General features: G+C 41.8%; 20 protein-coding genes. 11 read left to right on the top strand and 9 right to left on the bottom strand.

Annotated features, from left to right (window positions below; genetic code table 11):
* The first annotated feature begins 132 nt into the window (after positions 1–132).
* Complete coding sequence (gene spoT, locus A4G17_RS03100) at positions 133–2,238, top strand: bifunctional GTP diphosphokinase/guanosine-3',5'-bis pyrophosphate 3'-pyrophosphohydrolase (protein ID WP_123957296.1); 2,106 nt, start codon at positions 133–135, stop codon at positions 2,236–2,238.
* Between the two features lie 103 nt (positions 2,239–2,341).
* On the opposite strand, the gene A4G17_RS03095 is transcribed toward spoT, so the two are convergent.
* Genes A4G17_RS03095 through atoD form a run of 4 tightly spaced genes read right to left on the bottom strand, consistent with a single transcriptional unit; the run spans position 2,342 to position 6,177 of the window.
* Positions 2,342–3,523, bottom strand: coding sequence for an acetyl-CoA C-acetyltransferase (locus A4G17_RS03095; RefSeq protein WP_123957297.1), 1,182 nt, complete (start codon positions 3,521–3,523; stop codon positions 2,342–2,344).
* A 13-nt stretch (positions 3,524–3,536) separates the two neighbouring features.
* Positions 3,537–4,859 (bottom strand): TIGR00366 family protein, encoded by a 1,323-nt coding sequence (locus A4G17_RS03090; RefSeq protein WP_123957298.1) that lies wholly within the window; start codon positions 4,857–4,859, stop codon positions 3,537–3,539.
* Between the two features lie 12 nt (positions 4,860–4,871).
* Positions 4,872–5,519 carry a 3-oxoacid CoA-transferase subunit B gene (locus A4G17_RS03085; protein ID WP_123957299.1) on the bottom strand — a complete coding sequence of 216 codons (648 nt, stop codon included), beginning with the start codon at positions 5,517–5,519 and terminating at the stop codon, positions 4,872–4,874.
* A 1-nt stretch (position 5,520) separates the two neighbouring features.
* The gene (gene atoD, locus A4G17_RS03080; RefSeq protein ID WP_123957300.1) at positions 5,521–6,177 is read right to left on the bottom strand and encodes an acetate CoA-transferase subunit alpha; all 657 of its coding nucleotides are present in this window, start codon (positions 6,175–6,177) and stop codon (positions 5,521–5,523) included.
* Positions 6,178–6,485: 308 nt separating this feature from the next.
* Here atoD and A4G17_RS03075 point away from each other — a divergent pair, with 308 nt between their 5' ends.
* Positions 6,486–7,382: a LysR family transcriptional regulator gene (locus A4G17_RS03075; RefSeq protein ID WP_123957301.1), complete on the top strand. Its 897-nt coding sequence runs from the start codon at positions 6,486–6,488 to the stop codon at positions 7,380–7,382.
* 175 nt (positions 7,383–7,557) lie between these two features.
* Here the strand turns inward: A4G17_RS03075 and A4G17_RS03070 are convergent, their stop codons facing one another.
* From A4G17_RS03070 to A4G17_RS03060, 3 genes are read right to left on the bottom strand one after another with little or no spacing between them, the layout of a single operon-like run.
* Positions 7,558–8,235 carry a 3-keto-L-gulonate-6-phosphate decarboxylase UlaD gene (locus tag A4G17_RS03070; protein WP_123957302.1) on the bottom strand — a complete coding sequence of 226 codons (678 nt, stop codon included), beginning with the start codon at positions 8,233–8,235 and terminating at the stop codon, positions 7,558–7,560.
* A gap of 55 nt (positions 8,236–8,290) precedes the next feature.
* Positions 8,291–8,758, bottom strand: a complete 468-nt coding sequence (locus A4G17_RS03065; RefSeq protein ID WP_123957303.1) for a PTS sugar transporter subunit IIA — start codon at positions 8,756–8,758, stop codon at positions 8,291–8,293.
* Between the two features lie 53 nt (positions 8,759–8,811).
* Positions 8,812–10,608 (bottom strand): PTS ascorbate-specific subunit IIBC, encoded by a 1,797-nt coding sequence (locus A4G17_RS03060; protein ID WP_123957304.1) that lies wholly within the window; start codon positions 10,606–10,608, stop codon positions 8,812–8,814.
* Between the two features lie 359 nt (positions 10,609–10,967).
* Between A4G17_RS03060 and ulaG the strand changes: the two genes are divergently transcribed.
* Positions 10,968–12,059: an L-ascorbate 6-phosphate lactonase gene (ulaG, locus tag A4G17_RS03055; protein ID WP_123957305.1), complete on the top strand. Its 1,092-nt coding sequence runs from the start codon at positions 10,968–10,970 to the stop codon at positions 12,057–12,059.
* Here the strand turns inward: ulaG and A4G17_RS10345 are convergent.
* Positions 12,049–12,171, bottom strand: coding sequence for a hypothetical protein (locus A4G17_RS10345; RefSeq protein ID WP_257792956.1), 123 nt, complete (start codon positions 12,169–12,171; stop codon positions 12,049–12,051). The genes ulaG and A4G17_RS10345 overlap by 11 nt on opposite strands.
* A gap of 25 nt (positions 12,172–12,196) precedes the next feature.
* Here A4G17_RS10345 and ulaR point away from each other — a divergent pair, with 25 nt between their 5' ends.
* Positions 12,197–12,955 carry an HTH-type transcriptional regulator UlaR gene (gene ulaR / locus A4G17_RS03050; protein ID WP_123957306.1) on the top strand — a complete coding sequence of 253 codons (759 nt, stop codon included), beginning with the start codon at positions 12,197–12,199 and terminating at the stop codon, positions 12,953–12,955.
* Here the strand turns inward: ulaR and A4G17_RS03045 are convergent.
* Positions 12,947–13,765 (bottom strand): IclR family transcriptional regulator, encoded by an 819-nt coding sequence (locus tag A4G17_RS03045; protein ID WP_123957307.1) that lies wholly within the window; start codon positions 13,763–13,765, stop codon positions 12,947–12,949. The two genes, ulaR and A4G17_RS03045, sit on opposite strands and share 9 nt — an antisense overlap.
* Positions 13,766–13,997: 232 nt before the next feature.
* Here A4G17_RS03045 and yiaK point away from each other — a divergent pair, with 232 nt between their 5' ends.
* From yiaK to A4G17_RS03010, 7 genes are all read left to right on the top strand, one after another.
* Positions 13,998–14,996 (top strand): 3-dehydro-L-gulonate 2-dehydrogenase, encoded by a 999-nt coding sequence (gene yiaK, locus A4G17_RS03040; RefSeq protein WP_123957308.1) that lies wholly within the window; start codon positions 13,998–14,000, stop codon positions 14,994–14,996.
* 17 nt (positions 14,997–15,013) lie between these two features.
* A complete protein-coding gene (locus tag A4G17_RS03035; protein WP_123957309.1) occupies positions 15,014–15,490 on the top strand; it encodes a NanQ anomerase/TabA/YiaL family protein in 477 nt (158 codons plus the stop codon).
* Positions 15,487–15,969, top strand: a complete 483-nt coding sequence (locus tag A4G17_RS03030) for a TRAP transporter small permease (protein ID WP_123957310.1) — start codon at positions 15,487–15,489, stop codon at positions 15,967–15,969. The genes A4G17_RS03035 and A4G17_RS03030 overlap by 4 nt, the downstream gene beginning before the upstream one ends.
* Positions 15,966–17,246 (top strand): TRAP transporter large permease subunit, encoded by a 1,281-nt coding sequence (locus A4G17_RS03025; protein ID WP_123957311.1) that lies wholly within the window; start codon positions 15,966–15,968, stop codon positions 17,244–17,246. The genes A4G17_RS03030 and A4G17_RS03025 overlap by 4 nt, the downstream gene beginning before the upstream one ends.
* A 17-nt stretch (positions 17,247–17,263) precedes the next feature.
* The gene (locus A4G17_RS03020; protein ID WP_123957312.1) at positions 17,264–18,250 is read left to right on the top strand and encodes a TRAP transporter substrate-binding protein; all 987 of its coding nucleotides are present in this window, start codon (positions 17,264–17,266) and stop codon (positions 18,248–18,250) included.
* Between the two features lie 94 nt (positions 18,251–18,344).
* A complete protein-coding gene (locus tag A4G17_RS03015; RefSeq protein WP_123957313.1) occupies positions 18,345–19,859 on the top strand; it encodes a sugar ABC transporter ATP-binding protein in 1,515 nt (504 codons plus the stop codon).
* A gap of 59 nt (positions 19,860–19,918) precedes the next feature.
* Positions 19,919–20,965 (top strand): ABC transporter permease, encoded by a 1,047-nt coding sequence (locus A4G17_RS03010; protein WP_123957314.1) that lies wholly within the window; start codon positions 19,919–19,921, stop codon positions 20,963–20,965.
* The last annotated feature ends 17 nt before the right edge of the window (positions 20,966–20,982 follow it).

Raw genomic sequence — 20,982 nt, 5'->3', positions numbered from 1 at the left:
TTTTTGAATGGACAACGCCGTTGCAAGCGGTCAGATTCGCTGATTATTTTGCAAATTGGGTTGTCCATTTTTGTCTCTATTCTAAGGTGAGTATTTGATATAGTTTTGATGTCGAGCAGCAAGGGGGCAAATATGCAGTATTTTGAGAGTCTTAATGCCATTATTCAGGCGTATTTGCCTGCAGAACAAATTGCACAAATCGAACGTGCCTTTGTGGTTGCCCGAGATGCTCACGAAGGGCAATTTCGTTCAAGTGGCGAGCCTTACATCACTCACCCTGTGGCAGTAGCCTGCATTATTGCGGAAATGCGGCTCGATCATGAAGCCGTTATGGCTGCATTGTTGCACGATGTCATTGAAGATACGCCTTATACAGAAGAACAGCTCGCCAATGAATTTGGGCAAAGCACGGCGGAGATTGTTCAAGGCGTTTCAAAATTAGATAAACTCAAATTCCGTACCCGTCAAGAAGCTCAAGTCGAAAATTTCCGCAAAATGATCTTGGCAATGACCAAAGACATTCGAGTGGTACTTATCAAACTGGCTGACCGCACGCACAATATGCAAACGTTAGGGGCGTTGCGTCCAGACAAGCGTCAACGAATTGCTAAAGAAACACTCGAAATTTACACCCCGCTTGCCCACCGATTAGGGATGGAATCGCTTAAAAATGAGTTAGAAGATCTCTGCTTTAAAGCGATGTATCCTTATCGTTATGAGGTTATTAAAAAAGCGGTTGAAACCGCTCGGGGAAACCTGCAGAGCTTAATCAAGCAGATCAAACAAGATATTCAAGCCCGTTTAGATGAAGTGGGAATCGCTGCTCGTGTTTACGGCAAAGAACGCCCGCTCTATTATCTTTACCTGAAAATGCGGGAAAAAGCACAGCATTTTAATTCAATTTTAGATATTTATTCTTTCCGTGTGGTCGTGGATTCTGTCGATAGCTGTTACCGGGTTTTAGGACAAATGCACAGCTTGTATAAACCTCGTCCATTTCAAGTAAAAGATTATATTGCGGTACCAAAAACTAATGGCTACCAATCATTGCACACGTCAATGATCGGCCCTAAAGGCGTGCCTGTCGATGTACTGATTCGTACTGAAGAAATGGATCAACAAGCACGGCTGGGTGTCGTTGCTCACTGGGGATATAAAGATCAAGATGCGACCAATGTACAACTTCGCACCCAACAATGGCTGAAAAGCATCGTTGAAATGCAACAAAGTGCAGGTAATTCGGTTGAATTTATTGAGAATGTAAAATCCGATCTGTTCTCTAGCGACATTTATGTCTTCACACCAAAAGGCAGGATTGTACAACTGCCAGCCAATGCCACCGCGGTCGATTTTGCTTATGCGGTACATACCGATGTAGGCGACCGCTGCATTGGCGCCGTGGTAGATCACAATCCATACCCACTTTCACAGCCCCTCCAGTCAGGGCAAACCATTGAAATTCAAACCGCCGACTCCATTCGGTTAAATGCCCTATGGCTGAACTTTGTCGTCACGGCAAAAGCCCGCTCCTGCATTAGAAACACATTAAAACGCCAAGAACGTACCGAAGCGATTTCTTTGGGAAGACGTCAATTATTGTTATCACTCAATTCGCAAAATTTTGAGCAAATCGACCCGCTTGTACAACAAAAAGTATTAGACGAACTGAAACTTCCTACGTTTGATGACTTACTCGCCGAAATTGGGTTAGGCAATCAAATCAGTGGCGTTGTTGCACAACGTTTATCAGGGCAAAAATTAGAAATCGACACGGACGGCAATCCAGAGAATAACCAATCACTGACAATTCAAGGGGTGGATAGTAGCCTCATCAGCTTTGCAAGATGCTGTTTACCTGTGCCTGGTGATGACATTATTGCTCATATCAGTTCAGGAAAAGGGCTGACAATTCATAATGTCTGCTGCCGAAATGTACAAGATCATCTTACCGATCAACGCCACTATCTCCCTGTTAGCTGGGAAATTGCCAAAGATAGAGCGATTGAATTTGAAACCGAGATCTGTATTGATATTCTTAACCAGCAAGGCGTGCTTGCCGACATTACTCGTACCGTTGCCAAGCAGCGTAGCAATATTCTGAGCATTCAAAGTGAAGCAAGAGCGGGCGGAGTGTATCAAGTGTGCATCAGGGTGAGTATTATTGATCTGGCTCACTTAAATACGTTATTACGCAAGCTAAGTGCGATCAATGGTGTGGTGAATGTTGTTCGTAAATAAGCCACCTTCTATGAAGGTGGCTTTGATTGATGCTAATAAGCACGTTTTTAATGTCAAACCACACACGATGGCTTCTTAATTAGAAATCCGAATTTATATTGCATTAAATTCGTTCAATGACCATTGCAATACCTTGTCCACCACCGATACATAAAGTAGCAAGCCCCAATGTCTTATTTCTTGCCTGCAACGCATGTAGTAATGTCACTAGGATTCTTGCACCACTAGCTCCAATAGGGTGCCCTAATGCAATCGCACCACCATTGACATTGACTTTTTCCTCATCAAAACCTAACTCTTTTCCAACTGCGAGAAATTGGGCGGCAAAAGCTTCATTTGCTTCAATTAGATCAATATCGCTCAACTTAAGCCCCGTTTTTTCTAACACTTTTTGTGTTGCTGGCACAGGCCCCATTCCCATAATATCTGGGGCAACACCACCCGTGGCATAACCTTTAATTCGAGCAAGAATTGGTAAACCCAATGCCTTCGCAAAATCTTCTTCAACAATTAACAATGCCGCAGCACCATCATTAATTCCTGATGCATTCCCCGCAGTAACCGTGCCAGCCTTATCAAAAGCAGGTCTCAAATTAGCAAGAGCTTCTAAACTACAATCTGGTTTTGGAAATTCATCAATATTAAATACAATTTCTTTTTTTCGAGATTTCACAACTATTGGTATAATTTCTTTGTCAAATGCTCCTGAATCCATCGCAGCAAACGCTTTTCTTTGAGATTCGAAAGCTAATTGATCTTGCTGTTCTCGTGTGATACCGTATTTTTTGGCTACATTCTCCGCCGTAATCCCCATATGGTAATGGTTTTCCGCACAAATTAAGCCATCTTTTAAAATAACATCATCGACAGAGCCATTACCTAATCGATATCCCCATCTTGATTTGGAATCAAGTAAATAAGGTGCTTGGCTCATGTTTTCCATACCACCAGCAATAATGATCTTAGCATCGCCCGCTCGGATCGCCTGAGCGGCTAATGCCACACTCTTTAAACCAGACCCGCATACTTTATTAACCGTAAATGCACTTACGTTTTGTGCAATTCCACTACGTAGTGATGCTTGTCTCGCAGGGTTTTGCCCTAATCCTGCTTGCAAGACATTACCCATAATGACTTCATCAATCAACTGAATATCAACGCCTGACTTCTCAATGGTGCCTTTGATTACAGCTGAACCTAATTCAACAGCCTCAACGGTTGAAAGAGAGCCACCGAAACTTCCGATCGCAGTGCGAACAGCACTCGCAATAACTATATTTTTCATACTTAATTTCCTCTTAAAATAATGTTAATCCGACAATAAAGATCACGCTGGTAAATATGAGGGCCGTCATACAGTACCCCATAATATCTCTCACTCCGAGTCCTGCAATAGCAAGTGCAGGTAATGCCCAGAATGGTTGTGCCATATTCATCCATTGCTCTCCATAAGCAATGGCCATTACAGACTTCCCTAAATCAGCATCTAATGCTTGTGCTGCAGCTAATACATATGGTCCTTGAATTACCCAGTGCCCACCACCTGAGGGTACTGCAAAGTTAATAAACGCTGAGCTAAAGAATGTCATCAGAGGAAAAGTTTCTTTACTTGATACATTGATAAAGAATTCTGTAATCAAGCCACCTAAACCAGAATGCTCCATCATTAGCTGAATACCCGCATAGAATGGGAACTGAATTAAGATTCCCGCAGTACTACCTGCGGCCGCTTTGACAGCTCGCATATACGCCATAGGTGTTTTGTGAAGAATGATACCTGCAATTAAGAAAATCAGATTCACCGTATTGATGGTAATGTTGAAGCCTTTATCCATAAAATACATCACTAGATAACCAATACCGAATACTGCGATGATCCAAGTTAAAAGACGACTTTCTTCTAATTTTTCTGACGGCGGGGCATTTTCTGTCAAAGATTTTTGATAGTTTGCTTCTTCTTTTAGTAGCTCTGGATCAATCATCACTACATCAGTTGATTTTGGTACCATCATTTTGGTCAGAAAAGGAAGGACAACAACTAACCCAATAGTAATAAACAGATTAAAACCTGTGAGCAACGTATCTTGGATTGGAATGAGTCCTGCAATATGTTCTACTGGGTTGCCTGGTGTCGCCGCTAATAGTGGCATTGAACCTGATAATCCACCTCCCCATGTCATAAAACCAATATATGCACATGCGATCAGTAGAGGATAATCCGATCCTTTCACTCGGCGAGCCACCTCGCGCGCGAACATTGCCCCTACCACTAAACCAAATCCCCAGTTGATAACACATGCAATGGAACCAAAGAAAGTCACAAGCATCACACCTTGTGTAGGTGTTTTAGCAAGAGACGCAACTGTTCTCAGTACATGTTTAACTGGCGGTGAGCTAGCGAGAGCATGTCCAGTAACCACGATTAATGACATCTGCATACCAAAACCAAGTAAGTTCCAGAAACCATCTCCCCAATATTTCACCATCTGTATAGGTGTTGTTTCTGTGAGTGATACCCCAACTACAAAAGTAATAATCGTAAGCAGAACTGCAAAAATAAGAGGATCTGGAAGATAGCGACTGACAAGACGTGTCATTCCTCGAGAAATAGCACTTATCATATTACCCTCCTATTATGCTAACGGCATTGTTCTTACTGATGAAGAAACCACAAACTCCGCTTCAGTTTTACTGATAACATCATCAATAGAATAACCTTCCGCAATTTCCATTAAGTGAAGTTTGCCATTAATAAACTCAAATACCGCTAATTCTGTCACAAGCATGTGAACTGCATTTACGGCAGTAAGTGGTAAAGTACAGCGTTTTAGTACTTTAGATGAGCCATCTTTTGCACAATGTTCCATTGCAATAATCACTTTCTTCGCCCCTGTTACCAGATCCATGGCACCTCCCATACCAGGGACCATTTTTCCCGGGATCATCCAGTTAGCCAGATTTGCCTCCTCATCTACCTGCAACCCCCCTAATACACAGGCATCAACGTGTCCACCACGAATAAGCATAAATGAAGTTGCACTATCAAACATTGCTGCTCCTGGCACCATTCCGCAAGGTTGTCCCCCTGCATTCACAAGATTAGGATCAATATCAATAACTGGGCCTAAACCAAGAAAGCCGTTTTCCGATTGCAATGTAATATCAATGCCTTCAGGGAGATAATTAGCAACTTGAGTTGGTAAACCAATACCTAGATTCACCACATCTCCATCCTTAAGCTCTAATGCAACTCTGCGAGCAATTATTTCTTTTGCGTTCATATTAATGTTCCTCGGGTAAAATAATGTAATCAATTACTGCAGCTGGCGTCATAACATGATTTGGATCTATTGTGCCAACTTCTACGATTTCATCAGGTTCAACAAAGGTTCTATCCGCAGCAAAGGCTATTATTGGGTTAAAATTACGAGTTGTAAGTTGATAAGTTAAATTACCTTTTTTATCGGCAAGATGTGCTCCTATAATGGCAATATCAGCTCGGATAGGACGTTCAATAAGATACTTTTTACTATCCAGTTCAATTACTTGCTTACCTTTTTCTACAATGGTCCCAACCCCTGTCGGTGTGAGAATACCACCTAAACCAGCACCGCCTGCACGTATCCGCTCAATCAATGTACCCTGTGGAACTAACTCCACTTCAATTTCGCCAGCGATCATTTGTCTACCTGTTTCTGCATTTGTCCCAATATGAGATGCAATCACTTTTTTTACACGCTTATTGGATATCAATGGCCCGACTCCTGTATCAATAAATGCCGTATCATTACCAATAATAGTAAGATCCTTTACCTTCGAATCCAAAATAGCCTGGATTAATCGAGATGGTGTCCCCACCCCCATGAATCCACCAAATAGAATGGTCATCCCATCAAATAAATGTTTTTTTATTTCTGTAATTGCAATGACTTTAGACATAGCGTCCCTCCAGTGGTTGTTATATAAATTAATTTTATAAAAACAGCGTCCATAAAAGTGAATAGTTAAATACCAATAACAATTCAATTTAATAAAATGTAATTATCAATTAACAATTGAAAAATTATTTACATATTTATAACAGAACACCAATTCACTACCTATTTACACAAGAGAGTAACAATAAAAATTCATAATCTGAAATACTTATTTTTTATTCACATATAAGCTATACTTATAGGGCGTCAGGTATACAATGATCAATAATCTATTAATAAGTTTATAACGAAGGAATGGAGATAAATAAAATGGATATAAAGCATTTACGCTATTTTGTTGCCATTGTGGAAAATAACTTCAATTTAAGCAGAACGTCTCAAAATCTTTATATTTCTCAACCTGCTTTAAGCATGATGATAAGTGAATTTGAAACCCGAGAATCCATTCAAATATTTAAACGTTCACAAGGTAAAATTGTAGGATTAACTTACGCTGGAGAAAATTACTACAATGATGCAAAAGATGTGATTAAGAAGTACAATGAGATGAATAAAAACTTACATAGTCTAGAAAAAACAATAACAGGTCACATTTCTATTGGCATTCCCCCTCTTATCTTATCTGTATTATTTCCTAAAATAATGCCAAAAATAATTTTTGATAATCCTACTATTAATTTTTCAATTATAGAACAAGGAGCATATTCCTTAAGAAATGAATTACTTTTAAAAAACATTGACTTTGCGGTTTTATTATACCCAGAGGGTATTCCACAAAACGTCATAGATTCATTTGAAATATATCGCTCTGAACTAGCTGCCTTTCTCTCTTCAGAGCATAAACTCGCCAAAAAATCAATAATTAACTGGCAAGACTTACACAATGAAAACGTTATTATTTTTGATAAAACATTTATGATTTACCATCAATTAAAAGAAGCATTTGAACGGCATCACATTTACCCTTCAATAATATTTGAATCGAGTTCTTGGGACTTTTTATTTCACTCAGCAAAATCAAATAAAAATTTATTAACACTACTTCCGTTGCCAACAGGAGAACAATATCTTACCAACAACTTTGTATGTCGAAGAATAAAAGATCCTATCCCTTGGAGAGTGACGCTATGCCGATTAAAAAAGAATAATTACTCGAGTGTAGAAAATCATATTTGCGATACTTTACTTGAAGCCTTCAAGGCATAAAAACAGCGACGGCTTTTAAAAAATATTTCTAATAATATTTTTTATCGCTCTCTTTTTATTCAAAGAAATTATGGTATCTCATTTTCTAGCACATGCTTGGAAAAGTCATATTTGCAAAAAATTGGAAGGAACTGACCGCTTGTCGCGATACAAGCGGTCGGTTTTCTTAGGAACTTTACGCCCAGTATTTGTCGATTTCTGCACGAATGGCATCAGCGGTCGCTTTACCTTTTTCGCCGACTAAGGCACGACCTGCGATAAACACTTTGGCATTTTTGATTTCTTTAAACAGGTGAATATCTTCTGGCACGATGCCGCCAGTGATAGAGAGTTCTAAGCCGATTTCTTCTAGGCGTTTCATTTTTTCAATGTCTTCGTCTGTCCAGCCTTTACCTGCAAGTTCGGCATCACGGGAGCGGTGATAAATCGCTTGAGTTACGCCTAAATCGACCCACTCTTTCGCATCTTCGAAGGTCCAGTTGCCGTAGATTTCGATTTGGATCTCTTTTTTTACTTTGAGTTCTGCATGAGCGGCATTGAAATCGTCTGCCACTTTTTTACACGCCGCTTTGGTCGCTGGGTGAGCCGCAGCAGAAACGGTGAGCCAGTCGGCACCGGCTTCAAATGCCATTTTAGCAAGAATTGCTCCGCCATCCGTGGTCTTCAGATCGCACACGATAACATGATTTGGGTGTAAAGCCCGCAAAGTGCTGACGGCTTTCATTCCTTCGGCAAAGGCTAAAATCGTGCCAACTTCAATGATTTCGACCACGCTTTCTGCTTGTTTTGCATCAGCCACGGCTTTTTCTAAACTTAATGAATCAAGTGCAATTTGTAATGCTGGTTTTGCCATAGTGTTGTCCTTTTACGATAAATTTGCAAAATGTTGGGAGAATCTGACCGCTTGTTTAGCCAAGCACCGCATCAATCACGGCATAGACGTCTTCGGCGGTTTGGCAACGGCGGATTTTATCAAGATCAACGCCTGTGTCGCTATCGGGGTCATCAAGCACTTGGGTGATTTCCATCAAGCCTTGCATATGTTGATCAGAGTCGCTGCCTGCTAAGGTGATAAACACATCTACAGGTTCGTCTTCGCCATCAAAATAAACGGGTTCTTTTAGCGTGACGAGAGCAAAAGCAGTACGGTTTACGCCGTCTTCTGGGCGAGCGTGTGGCATTGCCAAACCAGGAGCAAGAATAATGTAAGGCCCCATTTCGTTAATGCAGCGAATAATGGTGTCATAGTAACGTGGTTCAACGGCACCTGAGGCAATCAGCATATCCGTGCCGATTTTAATCGCTTCTTGCCAGTTGCTTGCCGACTGATGCAATTTAATCGAGTTGTTATCAATAAGGGCTTGTTTTAAATTCATTTTTCTATCCTTAATGTTTAGGGGCGTGCAGCACGCCCCAATCTATTTTGACATTATTGCTGTTGATGTTTTTTAATCAAGGCAATTAATTCTTCGCCGAATGAGTTCGGGTTAAGCATATTTTGGACACCTAGCACGGATTTGCCTTCGCCCACTTCAATTTCACCTGCAAGGTGGCGAGAAGAAACAATAATGTCCACTTCGTTCAGTTTGCCTTTATAGTCAGTTACCGCACAAGAGTCCATAATGTTTGGTACGCCGTGTTTGTCGAGATAGCCTTTGATCTTCATTTTCATCATCATGGATGAACCTTGGCCAGAGCCACATACTGCTAAGATACGGATTGGCTTAACATTTTCATTACTGCAAGCGGTCACTTCTGGCGACACTTTTGCAACCTCCGCAGGCTCTACTACTTCGTCTAAACCGTAGCCGTCTAACTGCTCAAGGGTTAAGCCTTTTGCTGCAGCTTCTGCTTCTTCAGCACGCAATTGTTTAGAAGCAAATGCCATATACACCATTGCTAAACCTAGAATCACGAAGAAGAAACCCGGTACGCTGATGATACCTTGTAAAATTGGTGGGAAGAACAATGCCCAGTCTGCCATCCCCATCCAGCCGTTAAATACCGTACCTTGGCTGGCAAGCATTTGGATGACCCAAGCTGAACCTAATACTTCGATGATCCCCATCACAAAACAGATTTTCATGACCGCTTTCCAACCACCGAATTGGTTGGCGAACACCCCAATTGTGGCGTTTGAGAAGAACATTGGAATGAAGCCTGGAATAATCAGAATTGGCGAGCTAAAGCCAAGCAAGATACCGACTGCCACGAATTGACCAATCGCCCCCCACATAAAACCGAATACCATCGCATTTGGTGAGAAAGCATAAATTGCCGCACAGTCAATCGCAAGCACAGAATTTGGGATGACGCGTTCAGAAATCCCTTTGAAAGCTTCGGAAAGCTCCGCCACGAACATCCGCACGCCAGTGACAATAATTTGAATGGCTACGGCAAATTTTAAGCCCATTTCAAGAATATACATAAACCAGTGTGTTTTGCCTGCCATGGTTTGTAGGTTTTCTAAACCGAATGACAGCAAGATGATGCCAAAGAAAATGGTCATCACAAGTGCAGTTGCAGAAATACTGTCATGGAAAATATGCAACCATTTTGGCAACTTCATATTGTCCACACTGTCCGTTTTGTCCCCAAGTTTTGGGGCAAGTTTAACCGCAATCCAAGAGGCGATTTGTTGTTGGTGACCGATTGAGAAACCTGCACCACCAGTAACCGCTTGGGTTGGTTTATACATAATGTTAGAAGAAATCCCCCAATAAAGTGCCATTAACACGGAGGTATAAATAATGGTTTCCCACATTGATGCACCGATGATCATATAGAACACCGCCACCAAGCCTGCTTGTTGGAACATAATATGCCCCGTAAGCATAATGGTACGAATTCCCGTAAAGCGTCTAAATACAACAAGTAAAATATTTAAGAACAACGCCCCAATCACCGCATAACCGACCCACGCATAGTTGTCCGCCATCGTTTGAATGGTGGCTTGCATACTGGTGTATGGGTCGATAACCGCACCGGTTAAATTATGGAATTTTGATAAACCTTCAATGACAGGTTTGAAGTTTGACACCAAGAAGCCTGATCCTGCTTGTACGATCATAAAACCCACAATGGTTTTGATCGTACCTTTAATCACAGTTGTTGTATCTTTTTTAAGTAGAATGTAACCAATACAAGCCACAATACCAAGCAAAAATGGGGCTTTGTTCAATACCTGATCTTTAATAAAGACCAGCACATCGGTGAGCATTTCCATAAGAGTACCTCTTATTTTGATCGATTTTTTACGAAAAGGGTGATGAAACACCCTACCATATTGAAAATGATAATCCATAAAATGGAATTTAATCGGAGCAAATCATAACAGCTCAAAAAGATTAAAAAAGATTTAATTTGATTATTTGTGAGCAACTTCACATTTTATTTTGTAAAGATGAGCAAAATGCATACACAAGCGGTCAGATCCGCAGAATATTTTGCAAATCAATGCCAAAACAGATACACAAATAAAAAATTAGATCTAGATCACAGTTTTCACATTTGGCTGTTGAGATAAATATAATGATTATATATGATTACTTATGATTATTTAATGCAACAACTTAGGAGTTGGCAATGAGCAAAATCAGTGAAATTACTCGCGAGAGCTGGATTCTTTCTACTTTCCCAGAGTGGGGGACTTGGTTAAACGAAGAAATTGAAAATGAAGTCGTGCCAGAAGGCAACTTCGCAATGTGGTGGCTAGGCTGTGTAGGGGTGTGGATCAAAACCCCAGCGGGAGCCAACATCTGCATGGATTTATGGTGCGGTCGTGGTAAATCCACTAAAAAAGTAAAAGATATGGTGCGTGGTCACCAAATGGCAAATATGGCAGGCGTGCGTAAATTACAGCCGAACTTGCGTGCACAGCCAATGGTACTTGACCCATTTGCCATCAATGAAGTGGACTTTATCTTAGCGTCTCACTATCACAGTGACCATATTGATGTGAATGTGGCGGCAGCGATTGTGAACAATCCAAAACTTGACCATGTGAAATTTGTGGGACCTTGGCACTGTGCTGAACTTTGGAAAAAATGGGGGGTGCCTGAAGAACGTATCATCATCGTCAAACCAGGTGATGTGGTGAAATTGAAAGACGTGGAAATTCACGCTCTTGACTCGTTCGACCGCACGTGTTTAGTGACGCTACCAGTGGAAGGAGCAGAAGAACAAGGTGGCGAACTAGCCGGTCTTTGCCCGTCTGATGAAGAAATGGGCCGCAAAGCAGTGAACTATGTGTTCAAAACCCCAGGCGGTAACATTTATCACGGTGCTGATTCCCACTATTCAATTCAATTTGCTAAACACGGTAAGCAGTTTGATATTGATGTCGCATTAAACAACTACGGTGAAAACCCAGTTGGTATCGCAGACAAAATGACCTCGGTTGATTTACTACGTATGGCGGAATGTTTACGTTGTAAAGTGATCATCCCTGTGCATCACGACATCTGGACTAACTTTATGGCAAGCACCGATGAGATTATTCAGCTTTGGAAAATGCGTAAAGACCGTTTGCAATATAAATTCCACCCATTCATTTGGGAAGTCGGCGGCAAGTACGTTTATCCACAAGATAAAGATTTGATTGAATATCACCACCCACGTGGTTTTGACGATTGCTTCGAGCAGGAGCCGAATATCCAATTCAAATCTATGTTGTGACGGCATAACAAGCGGTCACTTTTCGCAAACGTTTTGCAAATAGTGACCGCTTGTTTGAACGCAAATTTGCGTGGCTTATCGGTTCATTATTGATAGAATAGATTCCAATCATTTTTAACAAATTTAGCTCAAAAATAATGAACGAAAATTACAGGCATCGACAATTACTCAATTTATTAGCAGAACGCAAAGCCCTTTCGACACAAGAAATTATCACCTTGTTGAATATTTCACCCGCCACCGCTCGCCGTGATATCACCAAATTGAACGAGCAAGGCAGACTGAAAAAAGTCCGAAACGGAGCAGAGGCCGTGGAAGAAAAGCCTTTCCGTCCACGCCCTATTGCTGTGACGAACAGCATCAACAATGCCGATGAAAAACAGCGGATTGCTGAAGCAGCAGCCCAGCTTTGTCAAGATGGCGAAAGCGTGATTCTCACGTGTGGCTCAACGATGCTGATGCTCGGCAGTAGTCTGTGTGGTCACAATGTGCAAATTATGACGAACTTTCTGCCGCTTGCGAATTATCTGATTGAACACGACCACAACGACGTGGTAATTATGGGCGGGCAATACAACAAAAACCAAGCCATTATGCTGTCACTCAACACGAATGCGGAAGCAATATATGCCGCCGATGTGATGTTCACCAGTGGCAAAGGGCTGACCACAGATGGGCTGTACAAAACCGATATGCTGATCGCCAATTCCGAGCAACGTATGCTCTCTCGCATCGGTAAATTAGTTGTGCTACTCGACAGCACCAAACTCGGTAAACAAGCAGGCATGTTGTTTAGCGATATTCAGCACATTGATGTGTTGATTACAGGTAAAGAAGCCGATCCCGAGATTATTGCGTTGCTAAAAACAAAAGGATTGGAGATTATATTAGCCTGATATTTTCTCTTCGTGGCTTTCTTCCTGTGGTAAAACATAACCCAGTTCTTTTGAAATATTTTTTGCCGCTTGTTTAATTTCATCTAAGAAAAACTGAATACCTTGGCGTTGTAGTTTGTAAATTGACATGGATACCGAAATGGCATAATCCACCTTGTTGAGATAATCAAATACGGGGGCTGCAATACAAACAACCCCCAACTCATTTTCTTCTCTATCCATGGCGAATTGTTCTTGGCGGATTTCTGACAACTCTTTTTCCATCATCGCTAAGTCTGTCACCGTATTTGGGGTGAGCTGCTCGATCGTGTTGCGGTGTGTTTGCCAATAATTGTTGAGATACTCACTATTCTCTTCATACGCGAGATAAATTTTCCCCATCGCTGAGCAATACAGTTTCAAATGTTGCCCAATATAAGCCCGGGTTTTCATCATGCCTGTTGTAGGCTCTAGTTTATAAATCATAATGGCGTGATCTTGCTCTCGCTTAGAAAAATTGACGGTTTCGCCTAATTTCAAATTGAGTTTTTCTAAATGCGGGGCGGCAACATTGATGATATTCAGTGAAGAGAGTGTTTTTTGCCCTAAACTTAAGCATTTTGTAGTCAGGCGATAACTACCTGAGGTACTTGCAGGTTGAACATAACCTTCGTTCTGTAAGCCTTGTAATAAGCGGTGTGCTGTACTCTTATTTAAGCCTGAAAGCTCAGATAGCTGTGCCAATGGACAGCCATTAGGAAACTGACTAAGCAGTTCCAACAAACGCAGTCCCCGAATAAGACTTTGGTTACCACCATTTTTTTCCGACATACGAGTTCTCCTAGGCTCAGTTTATCTACTTCTATTTCACTTCAATTTTATTCCATATTATGAAATAAAATTCCAAAAATTTGTGATCTTGCTCACAAAACTAACAATTTACAAATAACCTATTGATTAATAAAGAGTTAAATTTCCCTCGTTTCATTGACTTTATTTTATACTAAGCGTAATTTATGAAACATCATTTTACTATTTGAAACATTAATCACAAGGAGCAGCTATGAGAGTTTCTTACGCTGATTTAAAAGCTGAATTTAAACGAGCATTACTTGATCGCAATGTACGCGAAGATATTGCCGAAGATTGTGCAGCACTATTTGCCGATACCACCCAAGCAGGCGCTTATTCACATGGAGTGAACCGTTTTCCACGTTTTATTCAACAACTCGAAAATGGCGATATTGTACCAGAAGCAGAGCCTTCCAAAGTGCTCTCATTAGGAGCAATTGAGCAATGGGATGCTCATCAAGCCATTGGTAATTTAACCGCTCAAAAAATGATGAATAGAGCGATGGAAATTGCAGATCAGTTTGGGATTGGTGTCGTTGCCTTAAAAAATGCGAATCACTGGATGCGTGGCGGTGGTTATGGCTGGCAAGCAGCGGAGAAAGGTTACATTGGCATTTGCTGGACCAATGCCTTAGCGGTAATGCCGCCTTGGGGGGCAAAAGAGTGCCGTATTGGAACCAATCCACTGATCATTGCGGTACCAAGTAATCCAATTACGATGGTTGATATGTCTTGCTCAATGTACTCTTACGGTATGTTGGAAGTACACCGTCTTGCAGGTCGCCAAACGCTGGTCGATGCGGGGTTTGATGATGACGGTAATTTAACCCGTGATCCTGCTACCGTTGAACGTAATCGTCGTTTATTACCAATGGGATTCTGGAAAGGTTCGGGGCTGTCAATTGTACTCGATATGATTGCAACCTTACTCTCAAACGGGCTTTCAACTGCTGCGGTAACAGAAGACAAAGATGATGAATATTGTGTTTCTCAAGTGTTCATTGCCATCGAAGTTGATCGCTTAATTGATGGCAAAACAAAAGATGAAAAACTACAACGCATTATGGATTACGTCAAAACCGCAGAACGTTCCGATCCCGATGTCGCTGTACGCCTACCAGGGCATGAATTTACGACTATCCTAGCCGACAACAAAGCCAATGGCATTCCTGTTGATGAAACGGTGTGGGCAAAACTGAAATCCTTATAGCAAAGAATGGGGGATTTATGTTTCTTGGACACATCTCAAACATGAATTTGAATGTTTATCCCGAAGCGATACAGTTTGCGTTGCGTTATTTACAATCAACGGACTTTGATGCTCTCGAAGTTGGACGCTACCCACTCAAAGGCGATCAAATTTATGCACAAGTTCTTGATTTAGAAACCCAGCACAAATCAGACAACTTACCTGAAGTCCATCGCCATTATCTTGATGTGCAATATCTTCATTCAGGTAAAGAGAGAATTGGCGTAGCGGTTGATCTTGGTGAAAATCAAATTGCAGTAGCTTACGACCCTGAGCGAGACATTCAATTCTATCAAGATGCAAAATCTGAAAGTGAGTTGGTTATGCAAGCGGGTAGTTTCGCAGTATTTTTTCCAAATGATATCCATCGTCCCAATTGCATTGATGGTGAAAAATCCAAAATTCGCAAAGTCGTCGTAAAAGTAGCGATGAGTGAAATCAAGGAGGGACAATGAAATCCTTAGCGGTATTTGTGGGTAAAACCTTAGAAATGCTGGTCGTGATCATCCTTGCATCCATGTCTTGTTTAGTTTTTCTTAATGTCGTTTTACGCTATGGATTTAACAGTAGCATTAATGTAACTGAAGAAGTCTCTCGCTATCTGTTTGTCTGGTTAGCCTTTTTAGGGGCAATTCTCGCATTTAGCGAAAATCAGCATGTCAGTGTCACGATGCTAACCAGCAAACTCTCTGAGAAAAAACGCAAGGTGCTAGGTTTATTCACGGATTCAGCAATGCTGTTCTGTTGCTACTTAATGGTTAGCGGTAGCTGGACACAATTTAAACTCAATCTTAATAATCTTGCTCCTATTTCTGGTTTACCACAAGGCATTACTTTTTTTGCAAGTGTAATTGCAGGTTTACTGATCGGTATATTGCTACTGACTCGCTTGATCACAACCGCCAGTCAATTAGTTAAAGGAGATAATCAATGACTGTCGTGATTTTTCTCTCTGTGCTTTTAGGCTCGATCATATTAGGTATCCCTGTTGCCTTTTCATTGCTTATCTGTGGCATTGCATTGATGCTACATTTAGATCTATTTGATGCCCAAATTCTCGCCCAACAATTAGTCAGTGGAGCAGACAGTTTCTCTCTGATGGCAATTCCATTTTTTATCCTTGCTGGAGAAATTATGAATGAAGGGGGACTGTCGAAACGAATTATCGATCTCCCGATGAAGTTAGTTGGTCATAAACGTGGTGGTTTAGGTTTTGTTGCGATTCTTGCCGCGATGATTATGGCGAGTCTTTCTGGTTCTGCTGTGGCAGACACTGCAGCCGTTGCGGCTATGTTGTTGCCAATGATGAAAACCACGGGCTATCCGCTAGACCGCTCTGCAGGGTTAATTGGTACCGCAGGGATCATCGCTCCAATTATTCCGCCTTCGATTCCCTTTATCGTTTTTGGTGTTGCTAGTGGCGTTTCGATTACCAAATTGTTCTTAGCGGGTATCTTCCCTGGCATTCTAATGGGTTTCTGTTTAGCTGCACTGTGGTGGTGGCAAGCGAAGCGCTTAAATTTAATGACATTTTCTAAAGCAACCAAAGAAGAGCTTTGTATTTCTTTCAAAAATAGTATTTGGGCATTGATGCTGCCTGTGATCATCATTGGTGGATTCCGCTCTGGTATGTTTACTCCAACAGAAGCAGGGGCTGTTGCAACCTTCTATGCTTTAGTCGTGTCTCTGTTTATCTATCGTGAGCTGAAATTTAAAGACTTATACAAAGTCATTCTCGCTGCAGGTAAAACAACCGCCGTGGTGATGTTCTTAGTTGCGGCCGCCAATGTTACCGGTTGGCTGATTACAGTGGCAGAGCTTCCACAAATGATGACAGAGCTACTTGAGCCTTTAATTGATTCACCAACACTGTTGCTCATTGTCATTATGTTTGCGGTTTTCATCATTGGCATGGTAATGGACTTAACACCAACCGTCTTAATTCTCACTCCGGTACTTATGCCGCTAGTCGAAGAGGCGGGTATTGATCCTGTCTATTTCGGCGTGATCTTTATTTTAAATACCTCTATTGGCTTGATTACACCACCTGTGGGTAACGTATTAAATGTGATCACCGGGGTATCGAAATTGCCTTTCGACCAAGCCGCTAAAGGCGTTTTACCTTATATGTTGATGATGGTTGTTTTGCTGTTCGCTTTCATCTTCTTCCCTTCATTGATTTTAACCCCACTCTCGTGGATGCAACCTTAATCTATTAGGAGATGTTTATGAAATTTTTCAATCTTAAAACCTTAGCAACGGTAATTGCTGGAGCCACACTGTTCACCGCAAATGTGAACGCTGAAACCACACTTCGTTTTGGCTATGAAGCACCACGCAGCGACACTCAACATACTGCAGCTAAAAAATTTAATGACCTATTAAAAGAGAAAACTAAAGGTGAAATCAAACTCAGCCTATTCCCAGACAGCACGCTTGGTAATGCACAAACCATGATCAGTGCCGTGCGTGGTGGAACCATTGATCTTGAAATGTCTGGCTCACCAAACTTTTCAGGGCTTGAACCAAAACTCAATGTGATTGATATTCCTTTTATTTTTAAAGACCGTGAGCACGCTTATGCGGTATTAGACGGCGAAATTGGTCAAGGCTTATTGAAGTCTTTAGACGCTCAAGGTCTGAAAGGTTTGGCTTTCTGGGAAGTGGGCTTCCGTTCATTTACCAACTCTAAACACCCAGTGAATGGTCCAGATGATATTAAGGGCTTGAAAGTACGTACCAATCAAAACCCAATGTACATTCAAGCATTCAGCCTTTTAGGTGCAAATCCTGTACCAATGCCATTGTCTGAGCTTTACACCGCATTAGAAACGAAAGCCGTAGATGCTCAAGAACACCCAGTAGGTATTTTCTGGTCAGCCAAATTATATGAAGTACAAAAACACTTAAGTTTAACGAATCACGGCTACACCCCGCTCATCGTAGTGATGAACAAAGCGAAATTTGATGGCTTAAGCCCTGAATTGCAGCAAGCAGTCGTTGAAGCCGCACAAGAGGCGGGTAAATACCAACGTCAACTCAACCTAGAAAATGAAAAAGGCATTCTAGAGAAATTACAAAAAGCAGGCATTCAAATCGTCGAAAAAGTGGATAACCAACCATTTAAAGCGATCATTGAAAAAGACGTGCGTAAAGCCTTTATTGAGAAAAACGGCGATGAACTTGTCAAACAAATTGACGCATTAGCGAAGTAATCTCACGACAAGCGGTAAGATCGCAAACGAAATTTGCAAAATATTGCAAGAATCTGACCGCTTGTTTGCTCTCCTCATTCACAAGGAGGAAACCATGGCAACACAACAGCCTATTTTAAGTTTGCAACATATTGTTAAAAAATTTGGCTCACATATTGCAGTAAACGACGTGAGCCTAGATATTTTTTCAGGAGAAGTTGTCGCCCTATTAGGTGAAAATGGGGCAGGAAAATCCACACTGATCAAAATTCTTGCGGGCATTTATGAACGTGATGAAGGCGATATTCTGTTTCACAATCACAAAATCCACTCCGCCCTGTCTCTTGAAAAAGGCATCAAAAAACCGATCGCCTTTATCCACCAAGATCTTGGCTTAATTGAATGGATGACCATTGCAGAAAACATGGCATTTGTGATGGGATTCCCACGTCGCTTTGGGTTAATTGATTGGAAAGAGATCCGGCGACAAGCCCAACAAGCCCTTGATTTTGTCGGCATTCAGCTTTCTGCAGACACCCGCGTGTTTGATTTAAGCCGCACGGAAAAAGCCTTGTTAGCGATCGCCCGTGCTATTGCCGTCAATGCAGAAATTTTAGTCTTAGATGAACCTACCGCTTCACTTCCTGCCAGCGATGTTGAACATCTGTTTACTGTTCTCAACCGGTTACGTGATCAAGGCGTTGGGATGATTTACGTCACTCACCGTTTAGATGAAGTCATTGCGATTTCAGATCGCATTCTAGTGATGCGAGATGGTTTCCCCGTCGCCGAAGGCTATACCAAAGATTACGATGTGAAAGGTTTGGTTAAAGCAATCGTTGGCGAAGAAAGTCGTGGCAAACAGCGTATTCCGCTACCTGAAAACACACCTGAAATTCTTTCGCTCCATCAAGTTGTTGTGGGTGATACTGGTCCCGTATCCTTCACCTTGCATAAAGGGGAAATGTTAGCTCTTGCTGGGTTGCGTGGTGCAGGCCAAGAAGAAATCGGGCGTTTGCTCTTTGGGTTGCGTCATCTCGACAACGGCAATATGCAATTAGCCAATCAACCTTACCTTGCTCACTCCCCTCAAGAAGCGATTCAAAAAGGCATTGCTTTAGTCGCTGGGGATCGAACCCGTGAAAGCTTGGTGATGTCAATGACTACCACCGAAAACCTATTCATTAACCCCGTATTAAGTGGCCACTCACCATTGAAATGGTATAGCCGCCGTGAGGAATTGGGAGAAAGTTGGTTCAAGTTCCAGCTGTTTGATATCCGCCCTAAAAATCTGTTTATTGATGTCAGTGCCTTATCTGGCGGCAATCAACAAAAAATTGTGGTCGCCCGCTGGATGCACTTAAATACCCCCGTTTTAATTTTGGAAGATCCCACTGCAGGCGTTGATGTCGGGGCTCGAGCAGAGATTTATGATCTGTTAAATAAAGCGTTGCAACAAGGTGTCGCTATTATTGTCATTTCAACGGATTTTGAAGAAATTGCTCACCTCTGTAACCGTGCTTTGGTGTTTAACCGTGGCGATATCGCAGGTGAATTACGCAATGAGCAAGTCACATTTGCCAATTTGTTGGCTCTTGCTTCAGATAGTCAATCAAAACAAGCGGTATGATTTACCGATAAATTTGCAAAATCTTATGCGGATCTGACCGCTTGTAATAGGAGTAATTTATGGCTCAAACGAATATTAAATCGACAGCACTAGAACAACCCGTCTCTATTGCTCGAGATGGCTTTATGGCTTGGTTTTCACAAATGCTCACTCGCTATGGTTTATTGTGGCTCTGTGTGCTGCTCGTGATTATTTTCTCACTCACAACAGATTCATTTGCTTCAATGCTAACATTGAATGCGATTTTAGAAAGTAAATCCAAAATTGCGTTACTTGCCCTAGCGGCAACGACTACGATGATTGTCGGCAAAATCGACTTAAATGTAGGTTTTGGGATCGTGCTATGGCATATCCTAGTAATCACGCTCCAAGTACAGTACGGTTTTTCATGGCAGATGGCCATTCTTACCGTACTCATCATCGCCGCACTTTATGGATTACTTAATGGGATCTTAGTTGCCCTTGCGGATATTGATAGCTTCGTTGCCACGCTCGGTTCTGGCACTGTGCTATATGCGGTGGCACTGTGGCACTCTGGTGGCCGTCAAATCGTGGGCGATTTACCTGATGAGTTCATCGCCTTAAACAGTACTGAAATTTTTGGCATTCCTATTTCGGCGTTCTATGTTTTAGCGGTCGCAATTGTGCTTTGGTTGGTGACAGAACATACGCCAACAGGACGCTGTATGTATGCGGTGGGTGGCAACCCAACTGCAGCACGTTTAAATGGTATTAACATCAAGAAATACACCATTGTGCCCTTTATGGTATCGAGCGTTATCACTGCGTTCACTGGTGTATTGATCTCTGCACAACAAGGCGTTGGACAAGCGAGCGTGGGGATGGATTATCTGCTGCCAGCTCTTGTTGGGGCATTCCTAGGCAGTACGACAATTCGCCCTGGACGAATCAATGTGTGGGGAACCGTTGTTGGGATAGCAATTCTCGCTATTGGTATTTCAGGCATTCAACAATTTGGCGGTGCGTTCTGGGTTGAACCGTTGTTTAACGGTACCACGTTACTACTTTCCATCACGATTGCAGGCTACGCTCAACGTAAACGCTTGCTTAATCAAAAAGCTGTACAGAAAAAAGTCTCTCAATAACCTCTTTAAGGAGAACA

The sequence above is a fragment of the Frederiksenia canicola genome, from assembly GCF_011455495.1.
Lineage (GTDB): Bacteria > Pseudomonadota > Gammaproteobacteria > Enterobacterales > Pasteurellaceae > Frederiksenia > Frederiksenia canicola.
This window is presented reverse-complemented; position numbering and strand designations above follow the sequence as displayed.